The organism is Paenibacillus sp. BJ-4 (assembly GCF_020404765.1).
Taxonomy (GTDB): domain Bacteria; phylum Bacillota; class Bacilli; order Paenibacillales; family Paenibacillaceae; genus Paenibacillus.
In genome coordinates, this window is record NZ_JAIVEM010000091.1 from 66,048 (window position 1) to 79,774 (window position 13,727).

General features: G+C 49.3%; 12 protein-coding genes. All 12 read right to left on the reverse strand.

Annotated features, from left to right (window positions below):
- Nucleotides 1–553 precede the first annotated feature (553 nt).
- Genes LCF57_RS16355 through galU form a run of 12 tightly spaced genes read right to left on the reverse strand, consistent with a single transcriptional unit; the run spans nucleotide 554 to nucleotide 13,694 of the window.
- Nucleotides 554–1,882, reverse strand: coding sequence for a UDP-glucose dehydrogenase family protein (locus LCF57_RS16355; RefSeq protein ID WP_226001656.1), 1,329 nt, complete (start codon nucleotides 1,880–1,882; stop codon nucleotides 554–556).
- Between the two features lie 5 nt (nucleotides 1,883–1,887).
- The gene (locus LCF57_RS16360; RefSeq protein WP_226001657.1) at nucleotides 1,888–2,988 is read right to left on the reverse strand and encodes a glycosyltransferase; all 1,101 of its coding nucleotides are present in this window, start codon (nucleotides 2,986–2,988) and stop codon (nucleotides 1,888–1,890) included.
- Nucleotides 2,989–3,016: 28 nt separating this feature from the next.
- Nucleotides 3,017–4,165 carry a glycosyltransferase family 4 protein gene (locus LCF57_RS16365; RefSeq protein ID WP_226001658.1) on the reverse strand — a complete coding sequence of 383 codons (1,149 nt, stop codon included), beginning with the start codon at nucleotides 4,163–4,165 and terminating at the stop codon, nucleotides 3,017–3,019.
- Nucleotides 4,162–5,349 (reverse strand): glycosyltransferase family 4 protein, encoded by a 1,188-nt coding sequence (locus LCF57_RS16370; protein ID WP_226001659.1) that lies wholly within the window; start codon nucleotides 5,347–5,349, stop codon nucleotides 4,162–4,164. The genes LCF57_RS16365 and LCF57_RS16370 overlap by 4 nt, the downstream gene beginning before the upstream one ends.
- Nucleotides 5,336–6,175: a glycosyltransferase family 2 protein gene (locus LCF57_RS16375; protein ID WP_226001660.1), complete on the reverse strand. Its 840-nt coding sequence runs from the start codon at nucleotides 6,173–6,175 to the stop codon at nucleotides 5,336–5,338. Before LCF57_RS16375 ends, LCF57_RS16370 begins: the two co-directional genes overlap by 14 nt.
- A 22-nt stretch (nucleotides 6,176–6,197) precedes the next feature.
- Nucleotides 6,198–7,577, reverse strand: a complete 1,380-nt coding sequence (locus tag LCF57_RS16380) for a lipopolysaccharide biosynthesis protein (protein WP_226001661.1) — start codon at nucleotides 7,575–7,577, stop codon at nucleotides 6,198–6,200.
- A 5-nt stretch (nucleotides 7,578–7,582) separates the two neighbouring features.
- Nucleotides 7,583–9,025 (reverse strand): O-antigen ligase family protein, encoded by a 1,443-nt coding sequence (locus LCF57_RS16385; RefSeq protein ID WP_226001662.1) that lies wholly within the window; start codon nucleotides 9,023–9,025, stop codon nucleotides 7,583–7,585.
- A 5-nt stretch (nucleotides 9,026–9,030) separates the two neighbouring features.
- Entirely contained in the window at nucleotides 9,031–9,801 is a 771-nt protein-coding gene (locus tag LCF57_RS16390; protein ID WP_226001663.1) for a WecB/TagA/CpsF family glycosyltransferase, read from the reverse strand.
- A gap of 4 nt (nucleotides 9,802–9,805) precedes the next feature.
- On the reverse strand, nucleotides 9,806–11,143 hold the full coding sequence (locus LCF57_RS16395; RefSeq protein ID WP_226001664.1) for an O-antigen ligase family protein: 1,338 nt from the start codon (nucleotides 11,141–11,143) through the stop codon (nucleotides 9,806–9,808).
- A gap of 10 nt (nucleotides 11,144–11,153) precedes the next feature.
- Nucleotides 11,154–12,089: a glycosyltransferase gene (locus LCF57_RS16400; protein ID WP_226001665.1), complete on the reverse strand. Its 936-nt coding sequence runs from the start codon at nucleotides 12,087–12,089 to the stop codon at nucleotides 11,154–11,156.
- Nucleotides 12,089–12,787, reverse strand: coding sequence for a sugar transferase (locus tag LCF57_RS16405; protein WP_025720579.1), 699 nt, complete (start codon nucleotides 12,785–12,787; stop codon nucleotides 12,089–12,091). Before LCF57_RS16405 ends, LCF57_RS16400 begins: the two co-directional genes overlap by 1 nt.
- A gap of 16 nt (nucleotides 12,788–12,803) precedes the next feature.
- On the reverse strand, nucleotides 12,804–13,694 hold the full coding sequence (gene galU / locus LCF57_RS16410) for a UTP--glucose-1-phosphate uridylyltransferase GalU (protein ID WP_025720577.1): 891 nt from the start codon (nucleotides 13,692–13,694) through the stop codon (nucleotides 12,804–12,806).
- Between the last annotated feature and the right edge of the window lie 33 nt (nucleotides 13,695–13,727).

A 13,727-nucleotide genomic window follows, 5' to 3' on the forward strand; every position in this document is an offset into this window, starting at 1 on the left:
TATTGGACCGGGATTCATTCGATTGTATAAAATCGTATAAAGGTTTGAATCCCGGCCCAAAGGCGAACACTACGCTTCTCCAGATTCAAATCCATCCCTGCGCTACTCAAAAATGCATCATGCCGATCATACCGTTTATTGCAAAAGGCACGACCGGACTATTCATGTCCGGTCAGCCTGTAAAGACATTCGGGAACTCGGCGCTTGCCTGCCGTGCTTGCAAGCTTCAAGTAATCAAGGTTTTTTTATAACGCCTCGCCAAGATTGCCCTCAGCAGCTGCATGGCGTGCTTGATCGTAAGGAGCGCCTTCAGCCGTGCCGCTTCTTACGATACCCTCTTCTACCTCCCCACATAAAGTGGGAGGTTAAAAATCGTGACCCCACGGCGGAAAGCAGCGGAGCGGGCAGAATTGTTCTGAAGAAGCGTCAGCGTTTGCCTTTATCCCCGGATTTTAACCTTTGAATGTTTATACAATCAAGAAAATCCGGGGGTAACAGCAATCGGAAGAACAATCTGCACGCGCAGCGCCTCTAACACCGCCAAAGTCACTTTTTAAGCCTCAACCTTATCTCTGTTCCACCCGCTCATCCGCGGACGACCCACAGAGTAGTATTCCAGCCCGGAGCTTTGAATCTGATCCTCTGTGAATACGTTACGACCGTCAATCAGAACAGGCTTGTGCAACAGGGAAGCCAGTTGTACGAGGTCAACTTTCTTGAACTCTTCCCAATCTGTCAGCAAGCACACGGCATCGCTTCCTTCGGCGGCTTGCTGCGGGGATGAGCACCATACAATATTCGGGTGATCCACACGCTCCTTGAACTTATCCATCGCAATCGGATCATACAGCTTCACAATAGCGCCTGCCTGAATAAGCGTTTCTACAATTTCCAAAGCCGGTGCTTCACGAATGTCATCTGTATTCGGTTTGAAAGCCAAGCCCCAAATACCAATCGGCACGCCATGCAGCTGACCCAGCGATTCACGCAGCTTGGATACGATCATGAAGCGCTGATCGGTGTTAACCTCGACCACTGATTTTAACAATTTAAATTCATAATCTACATTACCCGCAATTTGGATAAGCGCATTGGTATCTTTCGGGAAGCAAGAGCCTCCGTACCCGATACCTGCTTGCAGGAAAGAGGAGCCAATCCGTTTGTCCATCCCCATACCGTCAGCCACGCAGGTAACGTCCGCGCCAACCTTTTCGCAAATATTGGCAATTTCATTGATGAATGAAATTTTGGTTGCCAGAAATGCGTTGGATGCATATTTGATCATTTCAGCGCTGCGGATATCCGTCACATAGATTTTATCTGTGAACACCTGATGCAGCGTAACCATCGTTTCACGTAGCCCTGCGTTGTCCAGACCTATAATGACGCGATCCGGGTGAAGTGTATCGTTGATGGCAGAGCCCTCTCTCAGAAATTCCGGCGCGGATACGATGTCGAAGGACAAATTCGTATGCTGAGCCAACACGCCTTTGATCTTTTCGTTCGTTCCAACAGGTACGGTACTCTTGGTCATAATAATCTTGTACCCGTTCATCGCTTTTCCGACATCGGCAGCCGCCTGCTCAATGTAAGACAGATTTGCCTCACCGTTAGCCAGAGAAGGCGTTCCTACCGCCAAAATGACGATATCCGACCGACGTACCGCATCGGCCAAATCCGAAGTGAACTCCAAACGGCCAGCTTCCAGATTTAGCGAGATCAATTCCTCAATGCCAGGTTCATAAATCGGAGATTCTGCCCGGTTCAGCATGTCGATTTTATACTGCTCCAGATCGACACAAATCACCTCATTACCTTTATGTGCAAAACACACGCCCGAGACGAGCCCAACGTATCCAGTACCGATTACAGCCAGCTTCATTCCGTTCATCCTCCTTTTAGAAAGTTCACATAGGCTTGCTCTACATACTTTTTCAATTGATCCTTGAACGTATTTTCATCAAATTTACGGGCATGGGAGATGATGTCATCCACATTCCATGCATGCTGCTCGACCCTAGCGACTGCCTCTAGCACATCGTCCACCTGATGTTTGCGGAAAAACACACCGTTCACATTAGGGACAATGGTATCCAGCGCGCCTCCGCCCTGAAAAGCGATAACAGGCCTTCCGGCTGCATTCGCCTCCAAAGGCGTAATACCGAAGTCTTCTTCACCCGGAAAAACGAGCGCCCGGCATTCTGCCATCAGCTTGTTAACCTCTTGATCCTCAAGCCTGCCGAGAAACTCAATGTTCGGCGAAGCCATGGCCTCCAGTCTTTTACGGTCCGGTCCTTCACCGACAATGCGTAGCTTGAGACCGTTGCGTTTGAATGCCTCGATCGCCAGATCGATGCGCTTGTAGGACACCAATCGGGATACGATCAGGTAATAATCACCGATGCTTGTAGCACGTTCGAAACGGGATGTATTAATAGGAGGGAAAATGACATCCGCCTCCCGTTGGTAGTAGTGCAGAATTCTCCGCTTGACAACGGAAGAATTGGCGACAAACTGGTCTACGTTGCGAGAAGTTTTGGCATCCCATGTTTTCAACCGATTCATGTACAGCTTTAGCATGCTTTTGAGTAGGTTGGATTTGGACTGCCGGGCCATATATGTATCGTAATCCCAGGCAAACCGCATCGGTGTGTGACAGTAACAAATGTGAAACGTATGTTTAGGTACCTGGATGCTTTTCATAAATGCGCTGCTGGAGCTTAAAACAATGTCGAAATCCCTAAAATCAAAATCACGGATAGCGATGGGATACAGCGGCAGCACTCCTTTGAAATTGGCCTTCACTCCCGGGAGGTTCTGCAGCCAGGTGGCTCTAATATCTGCATCCTTCAAGTTGCTCGACAGGCGTTCGTCGCTGAACACCGTTGTGAAGATCGGAGCCTCCGGATACATATCGTGGAATACCTCTACCACCCTTTCTGCCCCGCCCATTTGGATTAAGTAATCGTGTGCTATCGCTATTTTCATCTGAATCATCCTTTAACGCGAATGTCGGTCAGACTCCTGCCAACAAACCCTTATAGTAATGAACTATATCCTTCACCGTGTTCTCGATGACAAAATGCTGCTTGACCCGTTCCATCCCTTTCTCACCCATTTGCTGACGCTCCTGTGGATGCTCCAGCATCCAGCGGATGGCGGTCTCCAGCTTGGCTGGGTCACCCGGTTCAATAAGTAGTCCGGTTTCGCCCGGTACCACGGTTTCCTTGGGTCCACCCTCATTTGAGGCAATCACCGGCAGTCCTGCCGCCATGCCCTCAATGATGACCTGACCGAATGGTTCCGGCGTAATAGAGGTATGAATCAGCAAATCACAGCGTTGCATCAAACCTTGAATGTCGTCGACGTGTCCCAGCAGATTGACATTATCCAGCCCGTATTCGCGCATCGTGGATTCCAAGCGGCTTTTATATTCCTCTTCACCGAACAATGCATCTCCGGCCAGCCAGAATTTCACCCGCTTATCCGGTAAAAAGGAGCGGGCTGCTTCCAGTAAAATATGCTGCCCCTTCCATTCCGCCAGCCTGCCGACCAGTACGACGTTAAACGAGTCATCATTCCGTGAGCTTGCAGACGCATCACGAGCCGTGATGGCTTTGGCAAAAGCGGAGTAGACGACGAGCGTCTTTTTGTCCGGGGGCAACTCCAACGCACTTAGCGTGGATTTGGAATTGGCAATGACTCCATTGGGCAAAAAACGCGACATCAGCCGAATGCCTTTGGCTACGATCGGCTTCAGGTAAGGCGGACCAATGTGATCACGGATGTGCCAGATCAACGGAAGCTTTGCCGACTTGGCAGCCACTGCACCATACAACGCAGACTTGAGCGAGTTTGTGTGGACACACACGACCTTTTCCTCGCGGAGCAAAGGCGCAAGTTTTCTACCGTAAGCAAGCAGTCGGTAGGCTGCCGCAGGCGCACCCAGATTCACGGCGTTCCGTCCCCGATTACGAATCGAATCGTCCAGTGGAACAATACGCACGTCAATATCACGCTGCCGAAGCCGATCTGCCAAATCGCCCTCCTCCGCCAAAACGACAAGCGGGTCGATATGTTCTCCGATATTCGTCAAAATGTTATACAACGCGACCTCGCCGCCGCTCCATCTTGCCGTATGGTCAATATAAGCCACTCTCATCATTTCGCCGCCGCCTTTCTGTCAAGGACCTGCCGGAACACATCTTCCACCTGCTCCGCTACATGTCCCCACGTATATTTGCTCAGCACATGGTCCCGGCACTCCCTTGCATTCGGAAGCAGCTCAGGATGATCCAGCGCACGCAGTAGTCCCTGAGTAATGGCCTCGCTGTCTGTTCCCTGGAACAATAGCTCGGGACGGAATCCTCTTAAAATCTCCTTGTTGCCGCCCACAGGAGTAGCCATTACCGGCAGCCCTGAAGCCATCGCCTCCACCGTGATCAGGCCGAAGCCCTCCAGCGCCTGTGTCGGCACCACGAATAGATTTGAAGCCTGATGATACAACGGAAGCTCCTCATCTGATACATAACCGAGCAGCCTTACGTGGTTATGAAGATTGTATTCCACTACCTTGGAAGCCAATTCCTCCATCAAGGGGCCCTTCCCCCCAATCAGCAGCAGATGATCAGGATGACGCTCAGTTACCCGTCGCCATGCTTCCAGCAGCTGTAGCAGGCCCATTCGGTTAACAAGACGGCGAACGGTCAGCACAATCGTCGCATTTTGTGGCAAATTCAGCCGTTCCCGCACCGCTCCCCGATCCTCTGCCGGATGGAACCTTTCTACATTCGCCGCACCGGGAATGATATGGATTTTGCTAAGCGGAACCTTATAGTGCTCATGCAAAATATCCCGAAACGTCTCACTCAGCACTATAAATTTGTCCGCCAAACCATAGGCCTTCATCTCAATGGATTTAGCCAATGTCGTTTTCAGCAGATGCTTAAGGCCCTGCCCTTCGATCTTCATTTCCTCTGTCCACGGGCCGTGGAAGGTAGTAACTACGGGAATCCCGCGTTTTTTTGCCTCCAGTGCCGGTCCGACACCATAGGGGGCAAAATGGGAATAAAGCACATCCACAGGCTGCTTGTCGAACAGCTCTGCTGCATATTTTTGCATCAGGTCTCTACGCTTCCAAATGGATTGCTGCTTGCTCCCAATCGAATGAATTCGGATACGTCCTTGCGCCTGCGGCTGCTCGTCAGTACAGATCAAAGCATCCAGCGTATTGCGCTCTGCCGTCAACTGCTCACAGATGGATTTGAAATACGTGTTTAGACCACCTGGCTGCAGGGACGGCCAGCTAAGCCCCGTTGCCGCAATGCGAAATCCGTTATTGTACGACATAGCTGGTTTCTCCTTTCTGGTCGGTCTGTCCGTCATCCACAATCTCTATCTTTTTTCGCCGCTTGGTCAGCTCATAATGCTTGAAGCAGACGAGAAACTCATACATCACCCAGAAGACCGCTACGGCAAAACCTGCCAACCCCTTGCGGTATAAACCCTGAACAAAATACTTCTGCACAAAGCGGGCAGGAGGCCGTAACAGCAGTCTGGTAATCCGAAAGGATTTGCCTTTGTTAAATGCCGTCTCCGCTTCCAGGTCCGTATATTTGTTAAAACGGGTCATATGATCACTGATGCTGCGGAAGCCGTAGTGCCATAGCACCCCGTTCAGATTGATGATCTGTGAAGAAGCAACATCCGGCATTTCATGAACAAGACTGTTCGTAATGCCATAAATACGCCGATTGTACAGACGAACGAGGTACTCGCCTTTGTTCATCCATTTGCCAAGAAAATCGCCAATCCGAAACACGGAATATGCTTTGGCCGGATCATGAAGTGTTTCCTTCACCTTCAGCAAATCTCCAAGCAGCTCTGCATCTACCACTTCGTCCGTATCAATCAGAAAAATCCAATCAAATTCCGCTTTATCAACGCCGAACATGCGCTGCTTTGCATAGCCTGGCCACGGGTTGGAAAACACCCGACAGCCCAATGATTCTGCTACCTGAATCGTATTGTCCTTGCTCCCTCCGTCAATGACGACGATATCGTCCGCAAAGGGCTTGCAGGATTCAATCGCAGCTGAGATGCGAATGCCGTCATCCTGAGCGATAATAACTACGGATATCCGATTGTCCGCGGGAACGCTAGACATGTGGTTCATTAGCGGGTGCCTCCTTCTTTATCTAACCGTTAACTGGCTTTTTCCGGATGTAATGTGACATTGTTGATCGGAGCCATTGAAAATCTTGTTTGGAAATAACCAGTCTTGGAATTTTCATTTTTAGAACGAATCTAACATTGCATAAAATGAAAACGAACCGTAGAATCCCCGAGGACAGCATAGCTATCCCTGCACCCGTCAAACCGTATCTTGGAACAAGTATGGACAACAATGGAATAACGAGCGCCAAGCCGACACCTTGTAAAATGGTCACCAGCTTGGGCTTACCCAGCGCCATAAATTGTTGTGCCAGTACCATAGTTCCTCCACTGATAGCAACCTCAAGCACCAGAAACCGGAATACCGTAAGTGCTTGTTTAAACTCTGGACCATATAACAATGTAAATACGAATGGAGCAATCAGCATCAGCATTCCAGCAGCCAGAACGGTTACTGTCGAAGTCACGCGAAATGCCCGAAACGTGATTGCTACCGCCTCATCCTTATTCAGCCCGGAGGCTTTGGGGAAGAGCACGACAATAATCGAGGTTGAAAATACATTTACCATGCGGGCCAGGCTAACCGCTACCGCATATAAACCGAGATCAGCCGGTCTGAGCAGGCCTGCAATCAGAATCTGATCAATATAAGTAGAAACCTGCCCCATCAGATCGTTTCCGTATGATCCCATACCGTAGGTAAAGAGATTTTTGAATTGTGTCCAGCTGTTCTTTACCTTTGGTTTGTACAGCCGGATCATTCGAATCGTCACTCCGATATAAATCGGCAACCCTGGCAGCAAATAGGCCAGTGCTGAGGTGTACGGACTTATATGACCCGTGAGAATCAGGATCACCAGACCAAGCAGCGTACAGAGCGGTACGAGATAACGAAACAAATTGTACTGCTTGTATTCCGATCGAACTTGTAACAATGCATTATTGATTTGTGAAATCGCAATGAGCGGACACATCATCATGGAGCATTGTGCAAACAGTATGACCGTTGAGGAAAAGGAACGCAGCCAATAAGGAATCAGAAACACCCCGACGAGTGTGGCCAAGCCGCCGAACATCGTAGCCAGCAGCAAGGCGAGTCCATACAGCTTGCCCGTTTCCTCCGGCTTTCTTTTCGCATTGTAGATCAAGGCAGACGGTACACCGAAGCTCATGCAGAAGGCGAGGAACTGGGACCAGTTCACCATTGCGGTCTGTTCCCCGCGTCCGGTAGGCCCCAAGAATCGGGCCGTCAGCACGCCAGTCAGCATATTCACGACGAGAATCAGCATGCTGAATATCATCGTTTTGACTGCTGCCGAACTGTTATCCTTGCTTTTGGCAAAGCGGATCACCGTAGACCATAGTGTCCGGACAGGTGCGGATAATGTTTGTAAGTTTTGCACAGCCTTTACCTTCTTTCCGCGATGACATCTTTCGCCCACAGTCCTATTCCGATCATCATCCAGATCAGATAGCCGCGCATACCGGGAAAACCGTTATCCGATATCAGACTGGCTACAGCTCCGGCCCACGTAGCCAGCGCTAGTCTGATGTAAGGCTGAGTGGAATCTCGCTCGGCAATACGGACAAGGAGGCGCTTGATGATAACGAACAGGCCACCGAAGAAAAAGAATGCTCCGCAAATACCGAAGGTGAGGAAAATGGCAATATAGCCATTATCCATAATCCCAAGTTCGCCGAGATCGCCGCCGTTATCCAGCTTGGTTCCAATTCCTACACTCCCGATCCCCTGTCCAACCGGGTTGCCCACAATTGCCGGAATCATCGTATTTAGCAGATCCAAGCGCTCATTGTACGAATGATCCTCTTGAATATCCGTCAATGTCTGCATGCGGGCCACCAGACCCTCTGCTCCCGGGAGTTTGGGAACAATAATATAGAGAAGAAGACCGACGACAGCTAGTTGAACTAAGGTCTTCCACTTTCCTTTGGAGGATGAACTGAGAATATAAGCCAGCAGCATGACGAATGCAATCAGCCAGGCCGAGCGTACCAGCGTGACCAAGAGACACACGACCGTCAGCAGGACGCCAATCCATCCCAAAGTGCCGCGCCACCGTTTTTCCATCAGCATCGGTACAAGGGCCATCGCCAGGAAAATAGCGCAGGGACCAGGCGAGTTCATGGAAGAGAAAACTCTAATTTGAAGCGGCTCCGGTAAACCAATGGAATTCATTTCTACATGATTCATCCAGAAGGCATCCCAGGGAGGAACCGTCAAATACTGAATAATACCGTAAATCGCCACAAGAACAGCAATATTGGCATATGAATACAGCAGTCGGTCCAGCTCCTTCGCCTTCATAGGCTTAATCGCAAGATAAGGCAGCAGGAGCAAAGGAATCACATAGTTGGCTAAATCATAAGCAAAAACAATACCATTTTTGAATAACCCGACCACACTTCCATAGCCCAATTCTAGGCCAAAGAACACAGCAATCCGGGTCAGGGGTTTTTCCACCTCATGAAGGCCCCGCAGCACGGGAATAATCAACATACTGCTCACCAGCAGTGGTGCCAGGCTCAACAAGGAAACCGAATGATACGTCCCTTCCATCCAGTCCACAATGCGACGGATTTCCGGACCCACCGCCCACACCAGCAATGTGTAAGGAATCAGTAACCGCGATTGAAAGATCGCCAGCAGGAAGGCTGGAAAAACGAGTGCTAGCAATATGGCTCCCTGCTGGCTCATGGTGGGATTCAGCTTGGCGCTGACAAATCCGATGGCGAGTGGCAGCATGCAAGCCAGCAGCCCCACGCCGATCATTCCGATTCCACGCCGATTCCCCAACAACATGGAAATCTGCTGATCTGCCAACCGACTCATATTTCTCACCCCTGACCTCCCTTCATCCGCTCCTGCTTGAACATTTCCTTAAACAGCAGAACAAGAAACTGGGAATCCTCAATCAAATATCTTTTCCACAAACGTCTAGGCTCCTGAGCCAACCGCCAAAACCATTCAAATCCCGTCTTCTGCATCAGCCTCGGTGCCCTCTTCACATTTCCAGACAGAAAATCAAAGGTCGCCCCCACCCCAATCGAAATCGGAGCGCGGTAAGTCTCATAATATCTGTAAATCCATTTTTCCTGTTTAGGTGCACCTACGCCTACAAAAACGATGTCCGGGCGAGCTTCTTGAAGCAAACGGACAATGTGTCTGTTCTCTTCCTCATTTTTCTCAAAGCCATAGGAAGGAGAGTAGCAGCCCACCACATTCATATTCGGATATGATTCTTGGAGATTGCGCATAGCCTTCTCCGGTATACCGTCAGCTGCCCCCAGAAAAAACAGTCGATAGCCGCGATCCTCAAATGCCTCTCCCAGCCGGGTGAACAAATCCGATCCCGACACCTTTTGCTTGAGGGGCTTTTTCAGCAGCTTGGACGCCCATATGATAGGCATTCCATCGGCCACTACAGCTCCTGCGTCCGAATATACCTTGCGGAATTCATCGTCTTTGCGAAGCTTGATTACATGATCGACATTACAGGTCAAAATGTAGGAATGACGCTGATGCACAATCGAAGTATCTATAAATTCGAGTAGATCGTTAAAATCATAATTATCAAAGTTGACATCGAACATGTTCACTCTGCTCATCGTATCACTTCTCTTTGCGAAAATCGGTTTGAGTAGATGTCTGGTATAACGCGTTCAAATACCAGCAAAACGGAATAATCATCTGAACCGTCGACAACGTGTTATCTGAAAACGAATAGATCAGAAAGCCCGCAATTAAGCTTGCAAAATAAGGTTTGATCGATTTGGCAAGCGACCGGTAAATGAGAACGAACACGACCAGCAATGAAAGCATTAATAGCCCGCAGCCGATATATCCCGTGTCAAAATAAAAGCGTATATACTCGTTATGCGGTACAACAAAGCCATTGAATAGCGTCCCGTCGTTCGCGACCGTTACGGCACCAAGCCCTCTGCCTGACCACGGGTAATCATGTACTTTGTTCAAAAAATATTCCCATGCCTCCGAGCGCCCCGACAGGTCAATGCCTGTATCGGTCTCCCGCTCGAAGGAGCGTTTTTTTAAATTGTTCCATTGCAGGGCCACCGCCCCCAGAGCAACCAAAAACGATCCGGCCAGCGGTAGCAAATAATTGACTCTACCCTTGAGGTACTGACGGGCAATATCAAACAGATACACAGCAAACATCAACAGCAATGCCAGAATCGGTCCACGTGTACCGGTGGCGATCAAGATCAGAAAATTCAATGCCAGTACAGTGTAATAAAAGGCAGCCTGCTTCGGTTTGCGCTTGACCTCAATCAGAGAGACGGCAATTCCGAGAAAGGAGAGCATCGCCAGATGCGGCGGTATGTTCGCTCCTTGTATTCTCACCGCGCCCGTAAATTCCACATCGGTAAAGGAATGCAGCCCTACGGTCTGTAAGCCCAATCCAATGATCACACTGATGATTGGCAGTAGACTGATCAGCCGGATATGTTTATCCGCCACATCCTTTTTCCACTGAATCAATAGAAAAATGAAGGGGAGTGATAATCCAACGAACGCCTTCACTGCAATCGAGGTCGTCAGCAAAGGCAGCCATACTGAAAATCCAAATGTAATCCCCAGCATGATTACCAATGCCCAGACCGGATAGCTGAACTTAAGACGTATGCCGTATACGAGCATACAAGGCACCAGCAAAGCCAAAATGCCCAATTTATACAATGACAAAATCTCGATGCCGAACACGCCGCCCTGATACAGGGAATCTACCGATACCGCTGTACTCAATAAAACCGCATAGCTGATGCGCTCCGGGTGATGGATCGAAACGACCAGTAGAAGCAGCAAGCATACCGCAGCAATACTGACTACCGGCTGATAAGTAGCCGCAACTCCTACTGCTAGAGCGCCCAGCAGAAAAATAAAAACATGCTGTATGGTGTTTATTCTGGAAGTCCAAGGATAATTACTCATGTTCAATCTTTCACCCCGCAGCTGACTCGCTTTTCCGGTTGCGCAATGTATCCAGCGTCCCACGAATACTTTCAAATCTGCACCGGTTCAACAGCTTCCTGCCCTCAGTACGTGCCAGCAGGGAATCCACCGTGATGTATAACACTTTGGCTGCCGTCTTTGCCATCAGCACGACGTTGCCGAGCACGCCCACAGCCTGAGCAGCGTTAGACATGCCCTGACAGTAGTAGCGGTTCATGATCCATTCCTTCGTTAACCGTGTAGCCGGAACAAAATGCTTTACAGCCATGTGAGGATGGTACATGATCGTCCCACCATTTTTACGAATTTGCTCAAATACCCACGATTCTTCACCAGACAAAAGGATATCTCCCTTTCTGCCCAAGTGAAGCGGGAACATGACCGCAGCAAAGGCCGTTTTGCGCATAGCCATATTGGCTCCAAATGGATTCAGTCCCACCGGATATTCGCGAACCGCTTTCCCCAGATCAATAATCGTGTAGGGAAGTTCAAGCGGACCTGTTAGCCAACCCGGTCGTTCCGTCTCAAACATAGGCTCAATTTTTCCACCCATAGCCGTCAGCTCGGGATTGTTCCCGAAGGCCGACATAATTGTTTGCAGCCATGTAACACACGGGATCGCATCATCATCCAGAAAAGCAATGACTTCTGCTCTCGATAACGTAATGCCTGCATTACGAGCAGCCGACAATCCTTGTTCGCGCTCATAATGATATCGGAGGTGAATATCCTGACCATGTGCAACACCAAATCGTTTGATCGTTGCCGCTGTATGATCAGTGGATCGATTATCAACCACAATGATCTCAGCCAGTGCAAGGTCCTCCAGCTCCAACAGGGACATTAACGTTTTTTCCAGCAGGTCCGCCCGGTTATAGGTGCAAATAACGACGGACACTGCGGGACATCGCTTGAATGCATCCATCAGTAAGCATCCTTGGAGAACAGCATTTTAACGCCTGTTTTCATGATAATTTTAAGATCGAGCCACGTATTGCGAGCATGAATATACTTCAAATCCATTTGCACCATTTCTTCGAAGCCTACGCTGTTACGTGCGCTCACCTGCCAGTAGCCGGTACATCCCGGCGTTACAATCAGGCGTTGTTTGTCGTAATCGGAGTATTGCTCAACCTCGCTGGGCAGTGGGGGACGAGGACCCACCAACGTCATGTCCCCGACCAATACATTCCACAGCTGCGGGATCTCATCAATACTCGTCTTGCGCAAAAAGCTGCCAATCTTCGTAATCCGAGGGTCGTTTTTAATTTTGAACATGGCGCCGCTCACTTCATTCAGCTCCATTAAGTCCTTTTTCAGTTCCTCGGCATTGGACACCATGGAACGGAATTTATACATGTTGAATAACTTCTCATTCTTGCCCACCCGAATTTGCTTGAAAAACACGCTTCCCTTTGGATCTTCGAGCTTAATTAGTACGCCCACCACCACAAAAAGCGGAAGCAAGATGATCAAGCCCACGAAAGACAGCAGCATATCAAGGAGACGCTTTGTGACCAGGTAAGACGTTTTATCCTGAATTTGTGTATTTCCGTATGGCATGTAAAACGCTTTACCTGACATGACAGCCTCGCCATCCTCCGGTAAATTTTCCATGCTCATGCTGACGTACCTCCTCTCAACCTGCTGTAGTTGCTTTCTCGGTCTTTTTTAACCATTCATTCATGGCCTCCATAACCGGATACTTCAGATCATCGCTGGCGAGTGCAAATTCAAGTGTGGTCAGAATATATCCGAGTCGCTCACCTACGTCGTAACGTGTGCCTTCAAAATCATAGGCGTACACGCGCTCGCTCTGATTCAGCTTTTGGATCGCATCCGTCAACTGAATTTCGCCGCCAGCTCCTTTTTCCTGAAGATCGAGATATTTAAAAATTTTCGGCGAGAACACATAGCGACCCATAATAGCCAAGTCGGATGGTGCTGTGCCTGGAGCCGGTTTTTCTATAAAATTATTCACTCGGTACAACCGTCCGTCCTGCTGATCCGGTTCAATGATGCCGTAGCGGTTCGTGAATTCCTGCGGAACCCGCTGCACACCGATCACGGAATTTTGCGTTTCCTCATACTGATCCATCAATTGGCGCAGGCAAGGCTTCTGACCTGTTACGATATCATCGCCCAGCAATACACCGAACGGCTCGTCCCCGATAAAACGTCTTGCGCACCATACCGCATGTCCAAGACCTTTGGGTTCCTTCTGGCGAATGTAGTGAATTTCCACTCCCGAAGAGCGCTGTACTTCCTCCAGAAGCTTCAGCTTGCCGTCCTCCAAAAGCTTCGATTCCAGCTCAAATGCGTTGTCAAAATGATCCTCAATGGCACGTTTGCCTTTACCCGTAACAATGATAATGTCCTCAATACCAGAAGCAATCGCTTCTTCAACGATATATTGAATCGTGGGTTTATTGATGATCGGAAGCATTTCCTTTGGCATTGCTTTTGTGGCAGGGAGGAAGCGTGTACCCAACCCTGCTGCTGGAATAATAGCTTTTTTCACTCTCTTCATCATCGCACTCATTCTCCTTGCTTCATTTGAATT

Coding starts and splice junctions, on each gene's coding strand:
- LCF57_RS16390 (WP_226001663.1), bottom strand. CDS start 9,801: ATGAGCAGAGTGAACATGTTCGATGTCAACTTTGATAATTATGATTTT.
- LCF57_RS16365 (WP_226001658.1), bottom strand. CDS start 4,165: ATGATGAGAGTGGCTTATATTGACCATACGGCAAGATGGAGCGGCGGC.
- LCF57_RS16370 (WP_226001659.1), bottom strand. CDS start 5,349: ATGTCGTACAATAACGGATTTCGCATTGCGGCAACGGGGCTTAGCTGG.
- LCF57_RS16355 (WP_226001656.1), bottom strand. CDS start 1,882: ATGAAGCTGGCTGTAATCGGTACTGGATACGTTGGGCTCGTCTCGGGC.
- LCF57_RS16385 (WP_226001662.1), bottom strand. CDS start 9,025: ATGAGTCGGTTGGCAGATCAGCAGATTTCCATGTTGTTGGGGAATCGG.
- LCF57_RS16405 (WP_025720579.1), bottom strand. CDS start 12,787: ATGAGCATGGAAAATTTACCGGAGGATGGCGAGGCTGTCATGTCAGGT.
- galU (WP_025720577.1), bottom strand. CDS start 13,694: ATGAAGAGAGTGAAAAAAGCTATTATTCCAGCAGCAGGGTTGGGTACA.
- LCF57_RS16395 (WP_226001664.1), bottom strand. CDS start 11,143: ATGAGTAATTATCCTTGGACTTCCAGAATAAACACCATACAGCATGTT.
- LCF57_RS16360 (WP_226001657.1), bottom strand. CDS start 2,988: ATGAAAATAGCGATAGCACACGATTACTTAATCCAAATGGGCGGGGCA.
- LCF57_RS16400 (WP_226001665.1), bottom strand. CDS start 12,089: ATGGATGCATTCAAGCGATGTCCCGCAGTGTCCGTCGTTATTTGCACC.
- LCF57_RS16375 (WP_226001660.1), bottom strand. CDS start 6,175: ATGAACCACATGTCTAGCGTTCCCGCGGACAATCGGATATCCGTAGTT.